Source organism: Streptomyces sp. NBC_00358 (assembly GCF_036099295.1).
Classification (GTDB): domain Bacteria; phylum Actinomycetota; class Actinomycetes; order Streptomycetales; family Streptomycetaceae; genus Streptomyces.
Genome location: NZ_CP107976.1, coordinates 793,414 through 811,096 on the forward strand (window position 1 = coordinate 793,414; position 17,683 = coordinate 811,096).

16 protein-coding genes are annotated in these 17,683 nt (G+C 71.1%); 6 read left to right on the forward strand and 10 right to left on the reverse strand.

Going from position 1 to position 17,683, the window contains the following annotated elements:
* Window positions 1–2 precede the first annotated feature (2 nt).
* From OHT01_RS03225 to OHT01_RS03245, 5 genes are all read left to right on the forward strand, one after another.
* On the forward strand, window positions 3–809 hold the full coding sequence (locus OHT01_RS03225; RefSeq protein ID WP_328551563.1) for an STM4013/SEN3800 family hydrolase: 807 nt from the start codon (window positions 3–5) through the stop codon (window positions 807–809).
* On the forward strand, window positions 806–2,161 hold the full coding sequence (locus OHT01_RS03230) for an STM4012 family radical SAM protein (RefSeq protein WP_328551564.1): 1,356 nt from the start codon (window positions 806–808) through the stop codon (window positions 2,159–2,161). The genes OHT01_RS03225 and OHT01_RS03230 overlap by 4 nt, the downstream gene beginning before the upstream one ends.
* A gap of 7 nt (window positions 2,162–2,168) precedes the next feature.
* Window positions 2,169–3,059, forward strand: coding sequence for an STM4011 family radical SAM protein (locus tag OHT01_RS03235; protein WP_328551565.1), 891 nt, complete (start codon window positions 2,169–2,171; stop codon window positions 3,057–3,059).
* 380 nt (window positions 3,060–3,439) lie between these two features.
* Entirely contained in the window at window positions 3,440–5,083 is a 1,644-nt protein-coding gene (locus OHT01_RS03240) for an alpha/beta fold hydrolase (RefSeq protein ID WP_328551566.1), read from the forward strand.
* Window positions 5,080–6,669 carry an alpha/beta hydrolase gene (locus tag OHT01_RS03245; RefSeq protein ID WP_328551567.1) on the forward strand — a complete coding sequence of 530 codons (1,590 nt, stop codon included), beginning with the start codon at window positions 5,080–5,082 and terminating at the stop codon, window positions 6,667–6,669. The genes OHT01_RS03240 and OHT01_RS03245 overlap by 4 nt, the downstream gene beginning before the upstream one ends.
* Window positions 6,670–6,894: 225 nt before the next feature.
* Here the strand turns inward: OHT01_RS03245 and OHT01_RS03250 are convergent, their stop codons facing one another.
* The 5 genes from OHT01_RS03250 to OHT01_RS03270 form a co-directional block, all read right to left on the reverse strand.
* Window positions 6,895–7,659, reverse strand: a complete 765-nt coding sequence (locus OHT01_RS03250; protein ID WP_328551568.1) for a spermidine synthase — start codon at window positions 7,657–7,659, stop codon at window positions 6,895–6,897.
* A gap of 234 nt (window positions 7,660–7,893) precedes the next feature.
* Window positions 7,894–8,550 (reverse strand): hypothetical protein, encoded by a 657-nt coding sequence (locus tag OHT01_RS03255; protein WP_328551569.1) that lies wholly within the window; start codon window positions 8,548–8,550, stop codon window positions 7,894–7,896.
* 305 nt (window positions 8,551–8,855) lie between these two features.
* Window positions 8,856–9,992 carry a hypothetical protein gene (locus OHT01_RS03260; RefSeq protein WP_328551570.1) on the reverse strand — a complete coding sequence of 379 codons (1,137 nt, stop codon included), beginning with the start codon at window positions 9,990–9,992 and terminating at the stop codon, window positions 8,856–8,858.
* Window positions 9,993–10,178: 186 nt separating this feature from the next.
* Entirely contained in the window at window positions 10,179–11,165 is a 987-nt protein-coding gene (locus OHT01_RS03265) for a class I SAM-dependent methyltransferase (RefSeq protein WP_328551571.1), read from the reverse strand.
* A gap of 93 nt (window positions 11,166–11,258) precedes the next feature.
* On the reverse strand, window positions 11,259–11,852 hold the full coding sequence (locus tag OHT01_RS03270; RefSeq protein ID WP_328551572.1) for a helix-turn-helix domain-containing protein: 594 nt from the start codon (window positions 11,850–11,852) through the stop codon (window positions 11,259–11,261).
* 392 nt (window positions 11,853–12,244) lie between these two features.
* On the opposite strand from OHT01_RS03270, the gene OHT01_RS03275 reads away from it, so the two are divergent.
* A complete protein-coding gene (locus OHT01_RS03275; RefSeq protein WP_328551573.1) occupies window positions 12,245–12,886 on the forward strand; it encodes a tetratricopeptide repeat protein in 642 nt (213 codons plus the stop codon).
* Between the two features lie 103 nt (window positions 12,887–12,989).
* Here OHT01_RS03275 and OHT01_RS03280 read toward each other — a convergent pair whose 3' ends face one another.
* The 5 genes from OHT01_RS03280 to OHT01_RS03300 form a co-directional block, all read right to left on the reverse strand.
* Window positions 12,990–13,733 carry a methyltransferase domain-containing protein gene (locus tag OHT01_RS03280; RefSeq protein WP_328551574.1) on the reverse strand — a complete coding sequence of 248 codons (744 nt, stop codon included), beginning with the start codon at window positions 13,731–13,733 and terminating at the stop codon, window positions 12,990–12,992.
* A 589-nt stretch (window positions 13,734–14,322) separates the two neighbouring features.
* The gene (locus OHT01_RS03285) at window positions 14,323–15,315 is read right to left on the reverse strand and encodes a patatin-like phospholipase family protein (RefSeq protein WP_328551575.1); all 993 of its coding nucleotides are present in this window, start codon (window positions 15,313–15,315) and stop codon (window positions 14,323–14,325) included.
* Between the two features lie 323 nt (window positions 15,316–15,638).
* Window positions 15,639–16,259 (reverse strand): TetR/AcrR family transcriptional regulator, encoded by a 621-nt coding sequence (locus OHT01_RS03290; RefSeq protein ID WP_328551576.1) that lies wholly within the window; start codon window positions 16,257–16,259, stop codon window positions 15,639–15,641.
* Window positions 16,260–16,427: 168 nt separating this feature from the next.
* The gene (locus OHT01_RS03295; protein WP_443043510.1) at window positions 16,428–17,171 is read right to left on the reverse strand and encodes an SAM-dependent methyltransferase; all 744 of its coding nucleotides are present in this window, start codon (window positions 17,169–17,171) and stop codon (window positions 16,428–16,430) included.
* A 169-nt stretch (window positions 17,172–17,340) separates the two neighbouring features.
* Window positions 17,341–17,571: a DUF397 domain-containing protein gene (locus tag OHT01_RS03300; RefSeq protein WP_328551578.1), complete on the reverse strand. Its 231-nt coding sequence runs from the start codon at window positions 17,569–17,571 to the stop codon at window positions 17,341–17,343.
* Window positions 17,572–17,683: the final 112 nt, after the last annotated feature.

Below are 17,683 nucleotides of genomic sequence, written 5' to 3' on the forward strand. Positions count from 1 at the left end.
ACATGAACGAGGTGGTGGGCCACGACGACCTGCTGCTGCTCACCCTCGACACCCTGCGCCACGACGTGGCCGTCGAACTCGCCGCGGCCGGCCGCCTGCCGAACCTGGCCGCGCACCTGCCCGGCGGCACCTGGGAGCGGCGGCACGCGCCGGGGAGCTTCACCTACGCCTCCCACCAGGCGATGTTCGCGGGGTTCCTCCCCACCCCGGCGGCGCCTGGACCGCATCCGCGGTTGTTCGCGGCACGGTTCTCGGGCAGTGAGACGACAGCGGACCGCACGTTCGTCTTCGACACCCCCGACCTGGTGTCCGCTCTCGCCGAGCACGGCTACCGCACGGTGTGCGTCGGCGGTGTCGGCTTCTTCAACAAGCAGGGCGCGCTGGGCGACGTACTGCCCGGGTTCTTCCAGGAGAGCCACTGGGAGCCGGAGTTCGGGGTGGCCTCGCCCACCTCGTTCGAGGCCCAGGTCGCGCGGACGGAGCAGATCGTGGCCGAACTCCCCACGGAGCAAAGGCTGTTCCTGTTCCTGAACGCCTCCGCACTGCACCAGCCGAACTGGTTCCACCTTCCCGGTGCCACGCGGGAGGCGGGTGACAGCCGGGCCACCCACGCGGCGGCCCTGGAGTACATCGACCGTCATGTCGGACGGCTGTTCCGCGCGATGAGCTCGCGCAGACGTTGCTTCGCCATCGTCTGCTCCGACCACGGCACCGCTTATGGAGACGACGGTTACACCGGCCACCGTCTCGGTCACGACTCCGTGTGGACCGTGCCCTACAGCCACTTCTTCCTGGAGCCGACCGTATGACCCCCGCCCTCGTGGCCGCCCCGAGCGGTCTGCCGCGCCCGTACCAGAGCTACACGTACGCCTATCCCCACAAGACCTCCTACCGGCCCCTGGCCCCGCGGCCGGCGCTGCGGGATCTGTGGGCGGGCGAGTCCCGGCGGTCGCTCTCGCTGTATCTGCACATCCCGTTCTGCGAGGTCCGCTGCGGTTTCTGCAACCTGTTCACCCGGATCGGCGCTCCCGGCGACCTGACGGGACGCTATCTGGACGCGGTGCGGCGCCAGGCCGCCGCGATGCGCGAGGCCCTCGGCGACGAGGAGACCCCTCGTTTCGCCAACGCCGCGTTCGGCGGTGGCACACCGACGTTCCTGGAGGCCGCCGAACTGGAGCGGCTGTGCGACATCGCCGAGCGGGAGATGGGGGCCGATCTCCGCGCGATCCCGCTGTCCGTCGAGGCCTCGCCCTCCACGGCCACCGCCGACCGGCTGGCCGTGCTGGTCGAGCGGGGCACCACCCGCCTCAGTCTCGGTGTGCAGAGCTTCGTCGAGGAGGAGTCCCGTGCCGCCGTACGACCGCAGCGGCGCGCCGAGGTCGAGGCGGCGCTCGGCCGGATCCGCGACGCGGGCGTCCCCGTCCTCAACATCGACCTGATCTACGGCATCGACGGCCAGACCGCGGCCAGTTGGCGCCACTCCCTGGACGCGGCCCTGGCCTGGCGGCCCGAGGAGATCTACCTCTATCCCCTCTACATCCGCCCCCTGACCGGGCTCGGCCGGCACACCGACGCGCGGACGGCCGACCGCGCATGGGACGAGCAGCGGCTGCGGCGGTACCGGGAGGGCCGGGACCATCTGCTGGCGCACGGCTACGAGCAGGTGTCGATGCGCATGTTCCGCCGCGCGGACGCACCGCCGCAGGGTCCGGACGACTACGCCTGCCAGACCGACGGCATGATCGGTCTCGGCTGCGGTGCCCGTTCGTACACCTCGACCCTGCACTACTCCTTCGACTACGCCGTGTCGATGCGCGAGATCCGCGGGATCATCGACGACTACACCGCCACCGAGGACTTCTCGCGTGCGCTGCACGGCCGCCGTGTCGACGAGGACGAGGCGCGGCGCCGCCATCTCCTCCAGTCCCTTCTCCAGGCGGAGGGGCTGCCCGTCGCGGACTACCGGCTGCGTTTCGGCTCCGATCCGCACGGGGACTTCCCGTCCGAGCTGGACACCCTCGCGGCTCGGGGGTGGCTCGCGCACCCCGGGGACGGGCGGCTCCGCCTCTCCGCGGAAGGGCTCGCCCACTCGGACGCGATAGGTCCCGAATTCTTCTCGCCGGCCGTGCGGGACGCCATGGCCGCCTACGAGATGAAGTGAGACCGCCGTGGACCTGACGATCCTGTACCGCGGCCCGCTCGCCTCCTGCGACTACGACTGTCCGTACTGCCCGTTCGCGAAGCGCCGCGACACCGCCGCACAACTGCGGGCCGACCGCGCGGCGCTGGAGCGGTTCACCGCGTGGGCGGGCGAGCAACGCGAGGACCGGCTCTCGGTGCTCTTCACTCCGTGGGGTGAGGGGCTGGTCCGTTCCTGGTACCGCCGCGCCCTCGTGGAGCTGTCGCACCAGGCGCACGTCCGCCGCGTCGCCATCCAGACGAATCTCAGCTGCCGTACCGACTGGCTGGAGGAAGCGGACCGGGACACGGTGGCGCTGTGGTGCACGTATCACCCCGGCCAGACACCGCACGAACGGTTCGTCACCAAGACCCGGCAACTCACCGCCCTGGGCGTCCGTTTCAGTGTCGGGGTCGTCGGCCTGCCGGAACACGAGGAGCCCGCGCGCAGGCTGCGCGCCGAGCTCCCGGAGCATGTGTACCTGTGGGTGAACGCCGCCGAAGGGCACACGTACACGGACGAGCAGGCCGCCCGGTGGACCGCGCTCGACCCGCTCTTCCCCTTCAGCCGCGACCCGCACCGGTCGGCGGGCCTGCCCTGCCGCACCGGTGAATCGGTCATCTCGGTGGACGGCGAGGGTACGGTCAGCCGCTGTCACTTCGTACGGACCGGGCTGGGCCGGCTGTACGACGGCTCCTACCGGGCCGCCCTCGCCCCCCGCCCCTGCCCCCTGACCGCATGCGACTGCCACATCGGCTACGTGCATCTGGAGACGCTGCCGCTGTACGACGTCTTCGCGGGCGGCGTCCTGGAACGCGTCCCGGCTTCGCTCCCGGACCGGCCCCTCCTCCCGGTGATTCCGTCAACTCGCCCTGTCTGAGGGCCTGAAGAGGTCTCGCCCCGACATCGCGGGCGGCTGCCGCCGCTCACGGCCCCTCGGACGCTGCCCCGGCAGTCCCTGCCCGGGTCGCCCGCCCGTACGGGCGGCGCGCCTCGCGTGCGAGCCGGTCGGGCCCTGGGGTGTGCCGCGCCGCTCGGCCGGCAGGACGCACACGCGGAGCCGCCGGGTGGCGGCGCGGCAGGGGCGGGAAACGGCACCTGGGTGACGTCGAGGCTCCAAGTGGAGCCCACGAGTGGTGAGTGTCCCGCCGCGTGCCCAGGCTGGCGTACGCAGTGCCCGTCCCGATCATGCGGCGGCGGGCGAAGCCACGCGGCGTCGCCCCGGTCGGGGGGCCGGGGACGTCAGAGAGACGGGATCACATGACGGAACAGGGCATCGACCCGGGTGGCCCGCCGCCCCTCCACGGGAACGGCGGGACCGTACGCAGGAGGGAGCATCACCGGTACGCGCGCCTGCGTTCACGGAACGCGCGCACCACGACGGCGCTCGTCGCGGCCGCTCTGGCGTTTCTGGGGGCGGCCGGCGCCGCACCCGGCGGTGGCGTGTCGCCACCGGGCGGCACCTCTCTGTCGGGGCCCGGGGCGCGGTTCGTGCCCGGCCCCTGCCCGGAGACCCCTGAGCCGATTCCCGGCCGGTGCGGGGTTCTGGAGGCACCCGAGAACCGCGCCCACCCGCGCGGGCGGACCGTCCGGCTGACCGTCGCGATCATTCCGGCCGCGTCGGCGAAACCGGCCAAGGACCCGGTCGTGTTCATGAGCGGGGGCCCCGGCGGCGACACGATCGACGACATTCCCTTCCTGATCGGCGCCGGTGTGAACCGGGACCGCGACCTCATCGTCATGGCCCAGCGCGGAACGCTCCACGCGCGGCCGAACCTCGCGTGCCCGGAGATCGACCGGTTCAACGCGCGGGCCGTGGGGCTGCGCTACGACGCACCGTCGACCGGGCGCCTCCTGGTGCGCGCGGCGAAGAAGTGCCGGGACCGTCTGACGGCCGGCGGAGTCGACCTGAGTGCCTACAACACCACCGAGAACGCCGCCGACTTCGCCGACCTGCGCAAGGCGCTCGGCATCCACCGGTGGGACGTCTACGGGTACTCGTACGGCACCGACCTGGCCCTCACCTTCCTGCGCCGCCACCCGCAGGGGATCCGCTCGGTGGCCATCGACTCCGTCGTACCGCCGCAGATCGTGAGCCTGCCGTGGACCTGGGACAGCACCCGGGAGGGGATCGGCGCGATCTTCGCCGCGTGCGCGGCCCAGCCCCGGTGCGAGAGCCGCTATCCGGCTCTCCCGCGCACGCTGACCCGTCAGGTCCGGCAGCTGGAGGCGCACCCCATCACGACGACCGCTCGGCCGCCGGGCGGCGGCGACCTTGTGAAGGTGGTCCTCGACGGGGGCGCGCTGGTGAACCTGCTGGTCGCCAACGTCGTCCCGGCCGTCGACGTCCCCGCGGCCCTCGACGAACTCGCTCACGGCGACCCGGAGCGTTTCGCGCGTGCGGCCGCCGCCGGCGCCCATCCCGTGATCGGCGAGTTCGCCCACGGTCTGACGCAGTCGGTGGCCTGCAGCGAGTGGGTACCGGGATATTCGCAATCCGATCTGCTGAAGGCGGGGCGCAGGGCCTTCCCCGGGTGGCCGGACTCGGTCCTGGCCCAGGCACCGCAGCTTCCCTTCGAGAACGACGTGTGCCGCGTCTGGAACGTCCCGGACCGCACCCCCGTGCAGCGGATCGCGACCGTCAGCGACGTGCCGACGCTGATCCTGTCCGGATCCTTCGACGCGAAGACCGGAGCAAGTTGGGGCCCCTACACGGGCCGTACGCTGTCGCGCTCGACCGCCGTGCTCATTCCCGGCATCGGCCACTGGGTGGTCCCGCAGTCGCCCTGCGCGGCCGACGTCCTGGCCTCCTTCCTCAACCATCCGCTCTCGCCCGACACCGCCTGCGTGGCGGGACTCGCACCGAAACCGTTCACCATCACTCCCGACCCGGAGAACTCATGATGTCCATCCGCCCGCCCCACCACCGGCGCGCCCCGCGACGGTTCCCGGCGGCACTGGCCGGAGCGACGGCCGGTGTCCTCGCCGTCGGTCTCGCCGTGACACCCGCGCGAGCCGAAAGCAGCCCCGCGGCGCCGCTCGGCACGGTCGCCCGGACGGTGGGCGACGCCCGCTTCGTGCCGGGCACCTGCCCGAGGACGGCGGACCCGGTCCCCGCAATCGACGGAGCGCGCTGCGGAACCCTCACCGTGCCCGAGAACCGTTCCCGTCACCGGGGGCGGAAGATCACCCTCGGAGTCGCGATCGTGTCGGCGGCCACGAGCAGACCGGCACGCGATCCGATCGTGTGGTTCGCCGGCGGGCCGGGCGACGACGCCGTCGCCGAGGCCCAGTTGGCGATCGACGGCGGCCTGAACCGCGACCGCGACGTGATCTTCATGTCCCAGCGGGGGACCTATTCGGCCGACCCGGTGCTCACCTGCCCCAACATCGACGAGTTCAACGCACGCGCGGTCGGCCTCGTGTACGGCGCGCGGTCCACCGGGCGCCTGCACGTCCAGGCGACGCGGGTCTGCCGCGAACGGTCGGCGAGCCGCGCCGACATCAGCGCGTACGACTCTCCCGAGAGCGCCACCGACTACGCGGACCTGCGCGTCGCGCTGGGCATCAAGCAGTGGAACGTGTTCGGTATCTCCTACGGCACCGACCTGGCTCTCCAGTACATGCGTGACCACCCCAGGGGCATCCGGTCGGTCGGCATCGACGGCGTGCTGCCGCCGTCACTGGCGGGCGGGGCCGTGACCTGGAGCGCCGCACGGCAGGGCTTCGACAGCCTGTTCAAGACCTGCGCGGAGCAGCCGGCCTGCAACCGCCGGTATCCGAGGCTGTCGGACACCTTCGAGCGTCTCGTCCGTCAACTCGAGGCCCGACCGATCACCACCACCGTCACGGTTCCGGGGCAACCGGCTCCGGTGAAGGTCGTGCTGGACGGCGGAGTCCTGGTGAACTGGCTGACCTCCGCCACCCACGTGGCGCCCGGAGTGCCCCGCTCGATCGACGAGCTGGCCCACGGCAACCCGCAGCGGATCGCCGAACAGTGGGCCGGAGGCAAACTCAGCCCGCAGGCCATCGGCAGGATCGCGCACGGGCTCGCCTACGGCGTCTTCTGCCGTGAGTGGACACCGTTCGAGAGCGAGGCCGATGTGATCCGGGGCGGCCGGCGCGCGTTCCCCACGTTCCCCCGCTCGGTACTCGCCAACGCACCGCAGCTCCCCTTCCTGCACGCGGACTGCCGCGCCTGGGACGTCCCGCCGGCATCGCCCTCGGCCCGCAACGTGACGCGGAGCAACATCCCGACCCTCGTCATGTCGGCCGGGTTCGACGCCCAGACCGCGCCCAGCAACGGTCCGTACGTCGCCCGGACGCTGAGCCGGTCCACCGTCGTCACGGTTCCCTACGTCGCCCACGTCGCCTTCGCCGAGTCGCCGTGCGCACAGTCGATCACCACCTCGTTCTTCAACCGTCCGACCGCGCCGAACACGCGGTGCCTGGCGGGTCTCCAGCCGCCCACGTTCGAGATCGCACCGTAGAACGGGACGGGCGGTCGGCCCCACGGCAGTGACCCGACCGCCCGACCCGACTTCCCCGGAGCGGACTTCCGCTCCAGGCCCGGTGCGGGTCCGCTCCGGAGAAGTCGGGACCCGGTCCACGGCGCAAGGGCCCTTCCCGCGTTGCGGGTTGGGCGTTGGGCGTGGGGCGTGGTCCGATGGTTGGTGGCTGGTGACCTGTAACTGGTAACCGGGGATTGGTACTTGTCAGCCGTCGCGCCTTCGGGCGACGTAGACGGTGTTGGCCGCTGTCCCGCCCTGAAGCGGATTGTCGAAATCGACGACATGCGCGGCGGTGTCCGTGAAGACCTCCGCGAGCACCGAGCCGAACTCCTTGTCCGGCGGGTCGTTCGACCACAGCGCGAACACGCCTCCGGGATGGAGCAGTTCGGCCAGCGCCGTCAGTCCGGCAGGTGTGTAGAGCACGGCGTGGTCGGGGTGCAGCACATGGCGCGGCGAGTGGTCGACGTCGAGCAGGATCGCGTGGAAGCGGCGGCCGGGAGTCTCGGGGTCAAGACCGCGCGGTGCGTCACCTGCGCCGCCCGCGGTCATCGCGCTCCCGGCGGTCCCCGTGGTCATCGCGAAGAAGTCCCCGCGCACCAGCCGGCACCGGGGGTCCGACGCCAGTCCCGCGCCCAGCGGCACGAGCCCGCGCCGGTGCCAGTCGATCACTTCGGCCAGGGTGTCGACCACGATGAGGGAGCGTACGCGTGGATCGTCGAGCGCCGTCCTGGCCGTGTACCCGAGGCCGAGTCCGCCCACGACGACGTCGAGCGGCCCCTCGGACAGCTCCGCCAGACCGAGCCGGGCCAGCTCGATCTCCCCCGTGGTGAAGAGGCTGGACATCAGGTACTCGTCGCCGAGCTTCACCTCGTACACGTCCTCGCCCGACAGCGGATCCCGCCGACGGCGGAGGCTGATGTCGCCCATGGGCGTCGGCCGCCAGTCGATCTCCTCGAAACGTGCGCTCATCCGATGCCTTTCTCCCCAACCTCGTCCCACCACCGCGGGTCGAGGGACAACCGTCGACACCGGGTGCCCCGGCCGGTTCCGGGCGCGGCACAGAAAGGCACCGCACCGTCCGGTCCGGGCCCGATGCCTTGGAGGATCTTCACACGGAGCGCTGCCGCCGGAGCGGGCAAACGGCCGTACGCCACCGGATCGGTTCGGTGCGCCCGTTTCGCCGGGACGACCGGGGTGGCCGAATCACGTGCGGGGGGCTGCCTCGCTGATGTCCTGGTGCATGTGCTCCATGAGTTCGCCCATCTCGCTGACGTCGGGGCTCGGGGTTTCGGCGTTCCGCGCGGCACCGCGCAGCCAGTCGGCGGTCGCCAGGGCGAGTGCGGTGGCGTCTTCCTCGCGGCTGTCGCCGAGGAGTTCCTCGATGCGGAAGGCGAGGCCGCCGAGGGTCTCGTCGTTGGTGTCCGGCGTCAGATAGCCGCGCAGACCGGCGGGGTACGGGTCCTGGGACCGGGCGTGCCGGACCGCGGCGAGTACCGCGGGGTCCTCGCTGTACTGATCGAGATGGCCGAGGAGGACGTAGATCCGCGCGATCAGCCGTGGCCGTCCGGGGTGCCGGTCCAGCCAGGCCATGAGCTGCTGCTGGCCGCCGAGGTGGTCGACGACCGGTGTCAGCGCCTCGACGGACTTGGTGGGCAGATCCCAGTGGTGGGGAAGAAGCTGGGCCACTTCGTCGGCCAGCGTCGCCTCGTCCTCGGCGCTGAGCGTGCCCGCGATGAACCCGCTGACCTTCAAGCCGTCCAGGGCGAACCCGTCGGGTCCGGTCCGCTGCGCGCGGTGCGAGGAGCCGTGCCGTCGGCGCAGCAGCTCACCGACGCTCTTGAGGAGCGGCTTGTCGTGCACGGAACCTCCTGATGAACGCGCTCAAAGGCCTCTCGTCCGGGACCGGGACCACGGACGACGCCGCGGTCCGGGCGGCGTTTCCCGTAGGTGCCCTCCGACGTCGGCACCACCACCCTGCCGTCCGGTGGCGTCGTCCGCGCGCCCGGTGGCCCGGACGAGTGCGGGGTGGTCGGGCGGCCACCCCTGGTCAGGAGCGGGATCAGCGAGAAAACACGTGCCGCGGTGGCGCACGGGTCGACCGTGGACGAGGACTGCCGCAGACATGCGACCCGGCGGGATCTCCACGTGGCGTGCGGCCCGTTCCTTCACCCGGAGAGTTCGCCCGTGTCGCGGTCGCCGGTCCGCCGCAGTGTCACCAGGGCCGCCATGCCGGCGGCGATGCCGAAGGTGAGGGCCGCCGGAACGCCGTCACCCAGCCTCGCGAACACGAACACGGGCCCCACGGTGGCGCTGTCGTCGATCGCCACATGCAGCATTTGACTCGCCAGGAGTCCCAGCACGGTCGCGCAGACCGTGCCCATCGCCATCGCCGGCACCGTGGTCCGGGTGAGCAGACCGGGCAGATGCCGCAGCGCCCACCACACCACGGCCAGCACGACCACGTCGGCGGCCCGGTACAGCAGCCAGTCGCCGAGCGGTGCCGTCGCCGGAGCCGACCAGCCACCGAGCAGCAGCCACTCCCGGAGCAGGTCGCCCGGCTCGGACAGCAGTCCTCCGCCGCCGGACGAGCTCTGGATCCGGGCCGCCACCGATTGGTACGACAGGATCACCAGCGACAGCGCGATCACCGCGGTTCCGGCGCTCGCGGCCAGGCGGGCCGCGCGTGGCGGCACGCTCTGCCGGGGCGAAGGGTCCTCACCCTTCGCGCTGATACGCGCCACGAGCACCGTGACCGGGGCGGTCAACAGCGCCGCGAACACCGGGACCGGCCCGCTCGACGCGATCACGGCCGCCAACTGCGACAGCACCCGGTAGTTGCCGTACCCCAGGGACGCGATCAGCCACGGCGCGGAAACGGTGACGGCCAGCGTCGCGGCCACCGGGCCCCACGCCCACAGCGCGAGCACCGTGGCCGGCGTACGGCCCTGGGTCGGTGGAATCCTGCGGATCAGCAGCAGCGCGCCGGCCAGGAAGAACACGGGGACCGCGACGAATCTGACCCGCATCGCGGTGCTGTAGAGCCCGGCGTTCTGGGTGCCTCCACTCAGCGCCGTCTCCCCGCCCGTGACAGCGCCGGCAGGTCCGCCGGGCGACAGTGCCGACGCGGGGTGATACGACCATGGTGCGAGCCATCGCCGAAGTTCGGCCGCGGACTGGGCGTCCAACACGCCTGTGGCCCCGCGGAGTTGCAGTGCCTGGGCGTTCACGCCCGCCCACCACAGCAACAACGTGATCAGCAGCGCTCCGGCCAGTGCCGGTATCACCGCCCGCCGGTACGTCATGTGCCTTCCCCCGCCTCCGCTGTATGCGTGAATCCCGATCAGCCGAAGAGTAGGGGGTGTTGATCGTTTACGGCAGACATCCGGTCACCCCGCGGACGCCGCCGAAGGTGAGCGGCGGTACGGGGGAAGGCGTCGGGCGCCGCCGTCATGGCCCACCGCGTCGACCGCTCGCGGAGGCGACGGGGGTCACGTCCGGCGGGCGGCCCACACCATGCGCTCGGTGCGCACCCGCAGGTCGGTTCGGCGCAGGACACCGTGCGGGCTGTCGGTGTCGAGCAGTCGGTCGAAAGCCGCCAGGTCCTCGCCGCTCAGGACGGATCCGACGCCGCCCCGCAGACGACGCAGACTGCCGAGGGCGTAGCGGCCCACCGCGTCGGTGTGGGGTGGCCCGATATCGACGGTGACGGTGCGTTCGCCCGCGACGGCGAAGCCCGCTTTCGTCAGCTTGTCTCCCCAGTCGGCGCCGCGGTGCGGCATCTCCTCGGCGTGCCGGTGGTCGAGTGCGGCGTGGCATCGCTCCTCAAGACCGGGCGCGCCATCCGGAGCGCCGTCGGGCAGGAACCGGGGGAAGCCGGCCAGCTCGACGACCGCGAAGAGCCCGCCGGGTGCCAGCAGGTCGTGGACCTGTCGCAGGGTGCGGTCGGGGTCGGCCATGTGGTGCATGGAGGCCGATGCCCACACCAGGTCCGGCGAACCGAGTCCGGGCCATGTCGGCGCGTCCAGATCGGCCTGGACGATGCGCACGCGGTCGGTGGCTCCGGCCGCGGCCGTCTTCTCCCTCAGGCGGTGCAGGTGGTCGGCGGAGTTGTCGACGGCGGTCAGCTCCGCGTCGGGGAAGCGGTCGAGCAGTGCGAGGGTGCCTGCTCCGGTTCCGCAGCCCAGATCCACGATCCGTCGGGGGGCGATCGCGACGGGCAGCCAGGCCGTGATCGAGGCCGTGTGCTCGGCGAGTACCTCCGCGTCCAGGTCGAGGATCTCCGCCTGGTCGCCCGCCTCGCGCCCGTGAGCGTGACCTTGGTCTTGGTCTTGGTCGTGACCTTGGTCTTGGCCGTGGCCTTGGCCGTGGTTGTGCTCGTGGATGGGGCCTTCCTTGTGGCCGCGATCGTCGTGGTGCCCGTGGTCGTGACCTTGGTGCGTGCCCTGGTGGGCCGTGTGACGGAAGGGGTGGTTCATGTGCCCCACGCTAAGCGGGTCGTCGGCTGACGGCGTGGCTCGTTCCGGAATGCGCAAGACGATGGCTGGTCCGGCTGCCGAACGCGCAAACGGTCACGGTGCCGGGCGGTCCGCCTTCCCGGCATCCTCGCCGCGCTGATGACCGCGGCGGGCGTCGCGGTCGAAGATGCCCAGGATCTCGCACGGTCCGCGCTCGGCGCCGATGGCGTGCGGAAGCATCGTGGGGAACTCCGCCGCCTGGTTGGTCTCGACGCGGAAGCGCCGGTTGCCCAGGAGCAGGATCGCGGTGCCGGAAAGGACGACGAGCCATTCGCGGCCCGGGTGAGCGCGCATCCGCGAGGGATTGTCGGGCGGTGGGTCGGTCATGCGCTGGCGTACGACGGTCATGCCGGGCTCGGCTTTGATCGGCCATCGCATCTGCCCGTGGGCTCCGTCGATCATCGGATTCGAGACGACGTCGTCCGTGGCCGTCTCGACCAGTTGATCGAGGGAGGTGTCCAGGGCGCGGGCGAGAGTGACGAGCTGGTCCAGGGCCAGGCGGCGCTGTCCCGTCTCGATGCGGCTGAGGGTGGACTGGCTGACCTGGGCACGGGTGGCCAGCTCCTCCAGGGACCAGCCCTGGGCCACGCGCAGGGCCCGGATGCGTTTGCGTACCAGGCTGTCCAGCTCGTCACTTTCTTGCGTCATGGGCAACAGCGTATGCCGTCACGGCAGCAGTGGTCGGCGTCGCAGGTGTCCGGGTCGCCTGCGGACCCTCGGCACCGTGGCTCAAAAAAAGGGGCCCTGCCCCGCAGAACGCGGGGCAGGGCTTCGACAGAGCGCCGGGCAGGCCTTGCACCTGCATCTCCCCGCAGGAAGCGGGACGTCTTTCCTTGGGCCACCAACGCATCGGGCACCGGCGCGACTTCCGCCGATCGACTCAAGATCAATACCGACGTACGGCTCCGCGGGCACCCCACACGAGCCGGGCCGGGGCTCTTCGAGACGAACTCGGCCACCCCGGCCGGAATCGCGAGGTCGCCCGACTACCTGCCGGTAGCCTCGCCGTTGGAGTCACACGACAGCGGGAGGGACAGCGGATGCCGGAGCACGACCGGATCGAACGGGCCCGAGAACTCTACGAGTTGGCGATGTTCGGCGGAGACACCAGCGCTCTGGTCACGGCCGACCACGAGCTGGACGCCGTCGAGGCACCGCTCGCCCTGGAACGCGGGAAGGTGCTGCACGTACGTTTCCTCAGCGATCGTCACGAGAACCCGCAGGAACTGGTCGACTTCGAGCGTGCCGCCGAGCTGTACCACCGCCTGGATGATGTCCGCGGTGAGGCCGACGCGCTTTTCTGGATCGGCTGTTGGCATCAGGTGGTGCGCGACGACAGCGCCACCGGAAGACCGTACTTCGAGAAGTCGTACGCGCTGGCACGGTCCGTCGGCGACCGGAAGGTCATGTCCTTCGCGGCACGCCATCTCGGTTTCGCCGAGAGGGAGGCGGGGCGGTTCGACCGAGCCCGCGAGCTGCTGACCGAATCGGTGACCCTGCGCCGCGACATCGGGTTCATGCCCGGACTGGCGGCGGGTCTGGTCGCGCTCGCCTACCTGTCCGCCGAGACCAACGACCGCGATGCGGCCCTCCGCCACCTCGACGATGCGCAGACCACCGCCGAACAGTGCTCCGCGAAAGCCGTGCTGGGCTGGATCGAGCAGGCGCGCGCCCAGATCTGACCCGAGCCCTGCACCGGCGCCGTGCCGCGTGGACCGCCTCGCGAGCGTCCGCCTGTCGTCGAGGGTCCGATGTACTGGCCGGGGGCCCGCGTACCGGCGCGGGTCAGGAGTCCGTCACCAGGAGTCGATAGCCGACGTCGATGGTGTCGAGCGCGAGCAGATCGGCGTGACGTCGGTGCCATCGGCCGGTCGCGAGGTCGTCGGTGAGCGCCGCGAGTCCGGGAGCGAGGGCGTCCGCTCCAGCCTGGGCGAACATGGAGATTCCGGCCCGCACTTGGGGGTCGAGGTAGGCGTGGGGACGGCGCCAGTACGCGGCGCCGAAGCCGTCGGTGCAGTCGTGCGGGACGTGAACGGGCTCCTGACGTGCCCCGCCGAGGAGAGCGGCCAGCCGGTCGATCGGGACGGCGCGGGTGTCGTCGAAGGCGGCGGCCTGTGGGAGGTAGTCGCGCACGAGCCAGAACTTCTCGCGGAAGATCTGCTGGTCCCAGGTCAGGATGACGATGCGGCGACGCGCGACCCGGCGGAGTTCGGCGATGCCGGCCGCGAGGTCACTCCAGTGATGGACGGTCAGCAGGGCCATGACGGCGTCGGCGGCGTTGTCGCGCACCGGAAGCTGTTCGGCGACCGCGCGCACGGCGGGCGCGGACCCGGGCGGTCGCTGGGCGAGCATGATCCTGCTGGGCTCGACGGCGAGAACCGTCCGGGGCGGCTCGTAGGAACCGGTGCCCGCACCGACGTTGATCACATCTACGGCGTCCCCGAGCGCGGCGTGGATCTGCGCGGTGATCCGCGGATCCGGCTGCCGGGTCCGGCCGTACGTAGCACCGAGCGTGTCATAGATGGCCATGCCCCTCAGTATGCGATCAAGCAGCCGGGCCGGGGGCCACCGCGCACAAGGGAGCCGACGGCCCGGCGGAGAGGGAGCGTCGCGTCCGCACCGCTGGAGGCCGGACAGCGGAAGACCCTGTCCCGCGGATAGCGGGACAGGGTCTTCATGGAGCGCCGGGCAGGCCTTGCACCTGCATTTCCCCGCAGGAAGCGGGGCGTCTTTCCTTGGACCACCAACGCATCGAGAGAGTCGGTGCGATGTCCGCCGACCAGCTCAAGATCAATCGTATCAGATGATCACCCTGGCTCCCGCGCATCGAGCGGGCAGGCGATGTCAGTGGGCGATGCGATGCTGACACCGGCAACAGCGATGACAGTGACCAGAAGGAGTCACTTGCCTGATGAACGATCAGGGCCCGACCTGCCCCCGGTCGTCGTCGACTCCGCGTCGAACACCGCTGGGCGTACCGGAACGGGCGGGGCGTACTCACCCGTCCCGGCGCTGAACCTGCTCAAGGAATTCGGGGACCGACTCGGTCCGGTCCACTACTACGGAGGGCTTCGAACTGCGGCCGACGGGCCTCGCCGCGGGCCGCCTCGGGCCGGCTTCAGGCAGGCGTTCCCGTGCCGTACAGGCTGGTGTACGTTCCGTGGACGGCGGTTCGGCCGGCTTCCAGGGCGGTTTCGAGGAGGTCGCCCTCGCGCGCCAGGCGGCCTACCGGCGGTGAGTCCGCGGCGGGGCGGATCGAGACCATCGCCGCGTGGTCGGCGAGAAGTGCGTCGTCCTCGGCCAGGCGGGTCTCACGGTCCAGGAACACCTGGCGCAGGGCTTCCGGTTCACGGCGCAGGAAGGTCCTGGCGATGAGCGGGGCGGAGCGCGACGGCCGCGCGACGTCGATCGCACGCCGGGACCGCAGCACCATGACATGGGTGGCGCCCTGAGCCAGCGCGGTTCGATACGGTACGGATTCGGAGACGCCCGCGTCGTAGAACCGGCGCCCGCGCAGCGTCACGGGTTCGCCCGCCAGGAGCGGCAGTGCGGCGCTGGCGCGCAGGGCGAGGCGCAGTTCCGCGGCGTCGTCTATGAAGGGCCGCAGGTCGATGGATTCCCCGGTCGCGGCGTCGGTGGCCAGGGGGTGGTACTCGACATCACTGGCCAGGATCGAGTCGAAGTCCATCGGAGCGCAGTCCTCGTCGCCGTAGCGGTAGAGCACCTCGTAGAAGGCGTGCAGGTCCACGAGCGGCCGGCCGCGCAGCGGGTTCGAGCGCCGGATCAGCGTCCTGGCGTACTTGGGGACCGCCCAGAAGCGCAGCGACTGCGGGCTCGTACTCAGCAGCCACGCTCCGGAGGCTGCGCCGGCCGAAGCCCCGTAGACGGCGTCGAAGCTGTTGGTCAGTCCGAGTTCGTGGAGCGCCAGGGCCATGCCGCCGGCGATGATGCCGCGCATCCCGCCGCCCTCGATGGCCAGGGCGACGCGGTGTCCGTCGGCGCGTGCGCCGGGGCGACTGCCGGCCCGCGCACGCTCGGTGAGCACGCGCCAGACCGGGTGCGGTTCGCCGGGCTCGGGCGTGGCGGCGGAGGTTGCGGCGGTCGTCGTCATCGCGGTCAGGGCTCCAGGGGACTGCTCGGGAGTGGAATCCGCACGCACGGGGTGGACCGGGGCGGCGCGAGCGTCCGCATCCTCGGATCACCTTCTCGCCGTATGGATCTACCGATTATTTTACCAGTCAACAGCCACTCACTAGCCGATGGCTAGTGAAATACGTGTCACATCCAGTCACATCCGGAAGGAGCGAGCCCGCACGGAGCGTGACCGCCCGGAGAGCGCCCGCCGGAGGGCGCCCGGCGCACCCGGACGAGGGCACGACCTCCGCCGACCCGGCCGCCGGTCGCCGGCCGACAGCGGCTGCCACGGACGACGGATCAGGTCTCGTCCGTCCCGGCGGCGCCCGGCACGGCCAGCAGGGCACGGACGGTCAGAAGGAGCGTGGCCCTCAGTTCGTCGTCCGAGAGATCGGAGAGCTCGCCGAGCCCTTCCAGCATCCACACGCACATCACGTAGGCCATGCGTTCCGCCGGCGTGGGCGAGCCGCCGAACAGCACCCTCAGAACGCGACGCCTTCGCCCGTCGTTCTCGGCGTAGACGCTGGCGGCCCTGATCTCGGGATCGTGCAGGAGCATGGTTCCGAGCTCGCGGTTGCGCACCAGGAAGTCGACCCAGCCGACCGCGTACGCCTCCAGCCTCTCCTGGCGGGATGCCATCCCCGCCAACTCGTCCAGGAGCACGGTCATTTCCTCCACCGCCGGATCGAGCGAGGCCTGGAGGATCTGCGCCTTGGTCCGGAAGTGGTAGTAGACCGCCGCTTTGGTGATGCCCATGTCGTTCGCGATGGCCTGCAGCGAGGTCGCTTGGTAGCCGTGGCCGGCGAACAGCCGCTGAGCGGTTTCGACGATCTGCTGCCGCGTCGCCGCCGCCTGGGCGGCTCGGCCGGCCGCCGGGGGATGCGGCTCTCGCTCGCTGACCACGCTCGCTCGCTCCCGCATGGATCGTGCCTTCGTCGGACCCTGGTGACCAACCCCTGAACAGCCACTTTACGCGTGCTGTCCGCCGCCCGGCCATCGGCCGGCCGACCGGCACCGGTGTGGGCACGGGACCGTACCGATGACGGGGCGGGCGCTCCGCCCGGTCCTCGGCGCCGGGAGCCGCCACCTCTACGGCTTGCGGGCGACACCCACGTACAGCGGGATCTGTTCGCTCTGGTTGTAGTGGCCGCCTCTCTGAGGGTGCCAGCGTGCTGCGAGTTCGATACCGGGGTCGAGAAGCTCAAGTCCCGTGAAGAACCTGGCGAATTCGGCGCGTGACCGCACCTGTGCCGTGGTTCCCCCCTTGCGGTAGACCTCGACGACCCGCTCCCACGCTTCGGGGTCGAAGTCCCCTGTCGCGTGGGAGAGAGCCAAGTGGCTGCCGGGAGCGAGGGACTTGAGAAATTCCGACACGATGCGGTGAGGGTCGTCCTCGTCGCCCACCAGGTGCAGAAGCGCCATCATGGAGAGGGCGACCGGCTGACTGAAGTCCAGGGTCTCGCTCGCCGCCGCCAGGATCTTCCCCGGTTCCTGCACGTCGGCCTGGATGTACGCGGTACGCCCCTCCGGGGTGCTGTGCAGAAGCGCCTCGGCGTGTCTGAGGACGATCGGATCGTTGTCGGCGTACACCACGCGGGCGTCGGGGGTGACGGCCTGGACGATCTGGTGAAGGTTCGGGGCGGTCGGAATTCCGGTACCGATGTCGAGGAACTGACGGATGCCCTGTCGCGCCAGCATTCGGGCGGCACGATGCATGAAGTCCCGGTTGGTACGCGCCATCTCCTTGACCGCGGGGAAGAAGGAGATGACCTGCTCGGCGGCCTTCCAGTCGACGGGATAGTTGTCCTTGCCGTCGAGGAAGTAGTCATACATGCGCGCCGACTGGGGTTTGCTGGTGTCGATGTCGTCGGCACCCGTTCCTGCGTGTGTCACTTAGGCCCTCCGCCACTACGGCGTGATCGTTGGAGTTGATTTCGGGTGTGCCGCGGCCGCTGTCGTCGTCCGGGTCCCGGGTCCGGTCACCGGCGTCGACGCCCCGGTCTCAGGTGATGAGGAAGTCCGCCCGTCCCTCCTTGGCGGCCCCCACGAACTCGGCGATGACCGAGGAGGCGCAGATGAGGGCCGGGCCGTCGGGGTCCGTCGACTGTCTGACCGCCACGATGCCGCCGCCGAGTTTCTTCATCTCGACGCAGGTGCCGTTGGCGCTCCCGCCCCACGGCTTGCGCCACCCGTGGGGCCCCAGTTCCTCGGCGGCGTTCATGGCGTGCTTCATCGTTCTGTCTCCTTGCGGACGTCTGCCAGGGATTCCCCGGCACGTCGTGCGGACATGACCTGGGTACTCGTCTGGTCGAACATCTCGGGGTACAGAGCCACGCGTCGGTCCG

What these genes read in the sequence shown, in the direction of transcription:
- OHT01_RS03225 (WP_328551563.1), top strand. Translation starts at nt 3, where the DNA reads ATGAACGAGGTGGTGGGCCACGACGACCTGCTGCTGCTCACCCTCGAC.
- OHT01_RS03230 (WP_328551564.1), top strand. Translation starts at nt 806, where the DNA reads ATGACCCCCGCCCTCGTGGCCGCCCCGAGCGGTCTGCCGCGCCCGTAC.
- OHT01_RS03240 (WP_328551566.1), top strand. Translation starts at nt 3,440, where the DNA reads ATGACGGAACAGGGCATCGACCCGGGTGGCCCGCCGCCCCTCCACGGG.
- OHT01_RS03245 (WP_328551567.1), top strand. Translation starts at nt 5,080, where the DNA reads ATGATGTCCATCCGCCCGCCCCACCACCGGCGCGCCCCGCGACGGTTC.
- OHT01_RS03250 (WP_328551568.1), bottom strand. Translation starts at nt 7,659, where the DNA reads ATGAGCGCACGTTTCGAGGAGATCGACTGGCGGCCGACGCCCATGGGC.
- OHT01_RS03260 (WP_328551570.1), bottom strand. Translation starts at nt 9,992, where the DNA reads ATGACGTACCGGCGGGCGGTGATACCGGCACTGGCCGGAGCGCTGCTG.
- OHT01_RS03265 (WP_328551571.1), bottom strand. Translation starts at nt 11,165, where the DNA reads ATGAACCACCCCTTCCGTCACACGGCCCACCAGGGCACGCACCAAGGT.
- OHT01_RS03270 (WP_328551572.1), bottom strand. Translation starts at nt 11,852, where the DNA reads ATGACGCAAGAAAGTGACGAGCTGGACAGCCTGGTACGCAAACGCATC.
- OHT01_RS03275 (WP_328551573.1), top strand. Translation starts at nt 12,245, where the DNA reads ATGCCGGAGCACGACCGGATCGAACGGGCCCGAGAACTCTACGAGTTG.
- OHT01_RS03280 (WP_328551574.1), bottom strand. Translation starts at nt 13,733, where the DNA reads ATGGCCATCTATGACACGCTCGGTGCTACGTACGGCCGGACCCGGCAG.
- OHT01_RS03285 (WP_328551575.1), bottom strand. Translation starts at nt 15,315, where the DNA reads ATGACGACGACCGCCGCAACCTCCGCCGCCACGCCCGAGCCCGGCGAA.
- OHT01_RS03290 (WP_328551576.1), bottom strand. Translation starts at nt 16,259, where the DNA reads ATGCGGGAGCGAGCGAGCGTGGTCAGCGAGCGAGAGCCGCATCCCCCG.
- OHT01_RS03295 (WP_443043510.1), bottom strand. Translation starts at nt 17,171, where the DNA reads ATGTATGACTACTTCCTCGACGGCAAGGACAACTATCCCGTCGACTGG.
- OHT01_RS03300 (WP_328551578.1), bottom strand. Translation starts at nt 17,571, where the DNA reads ATGAAGCACGCCATGAACGCCGCCGAGGAACTGGGGCCCCACGGGTGG.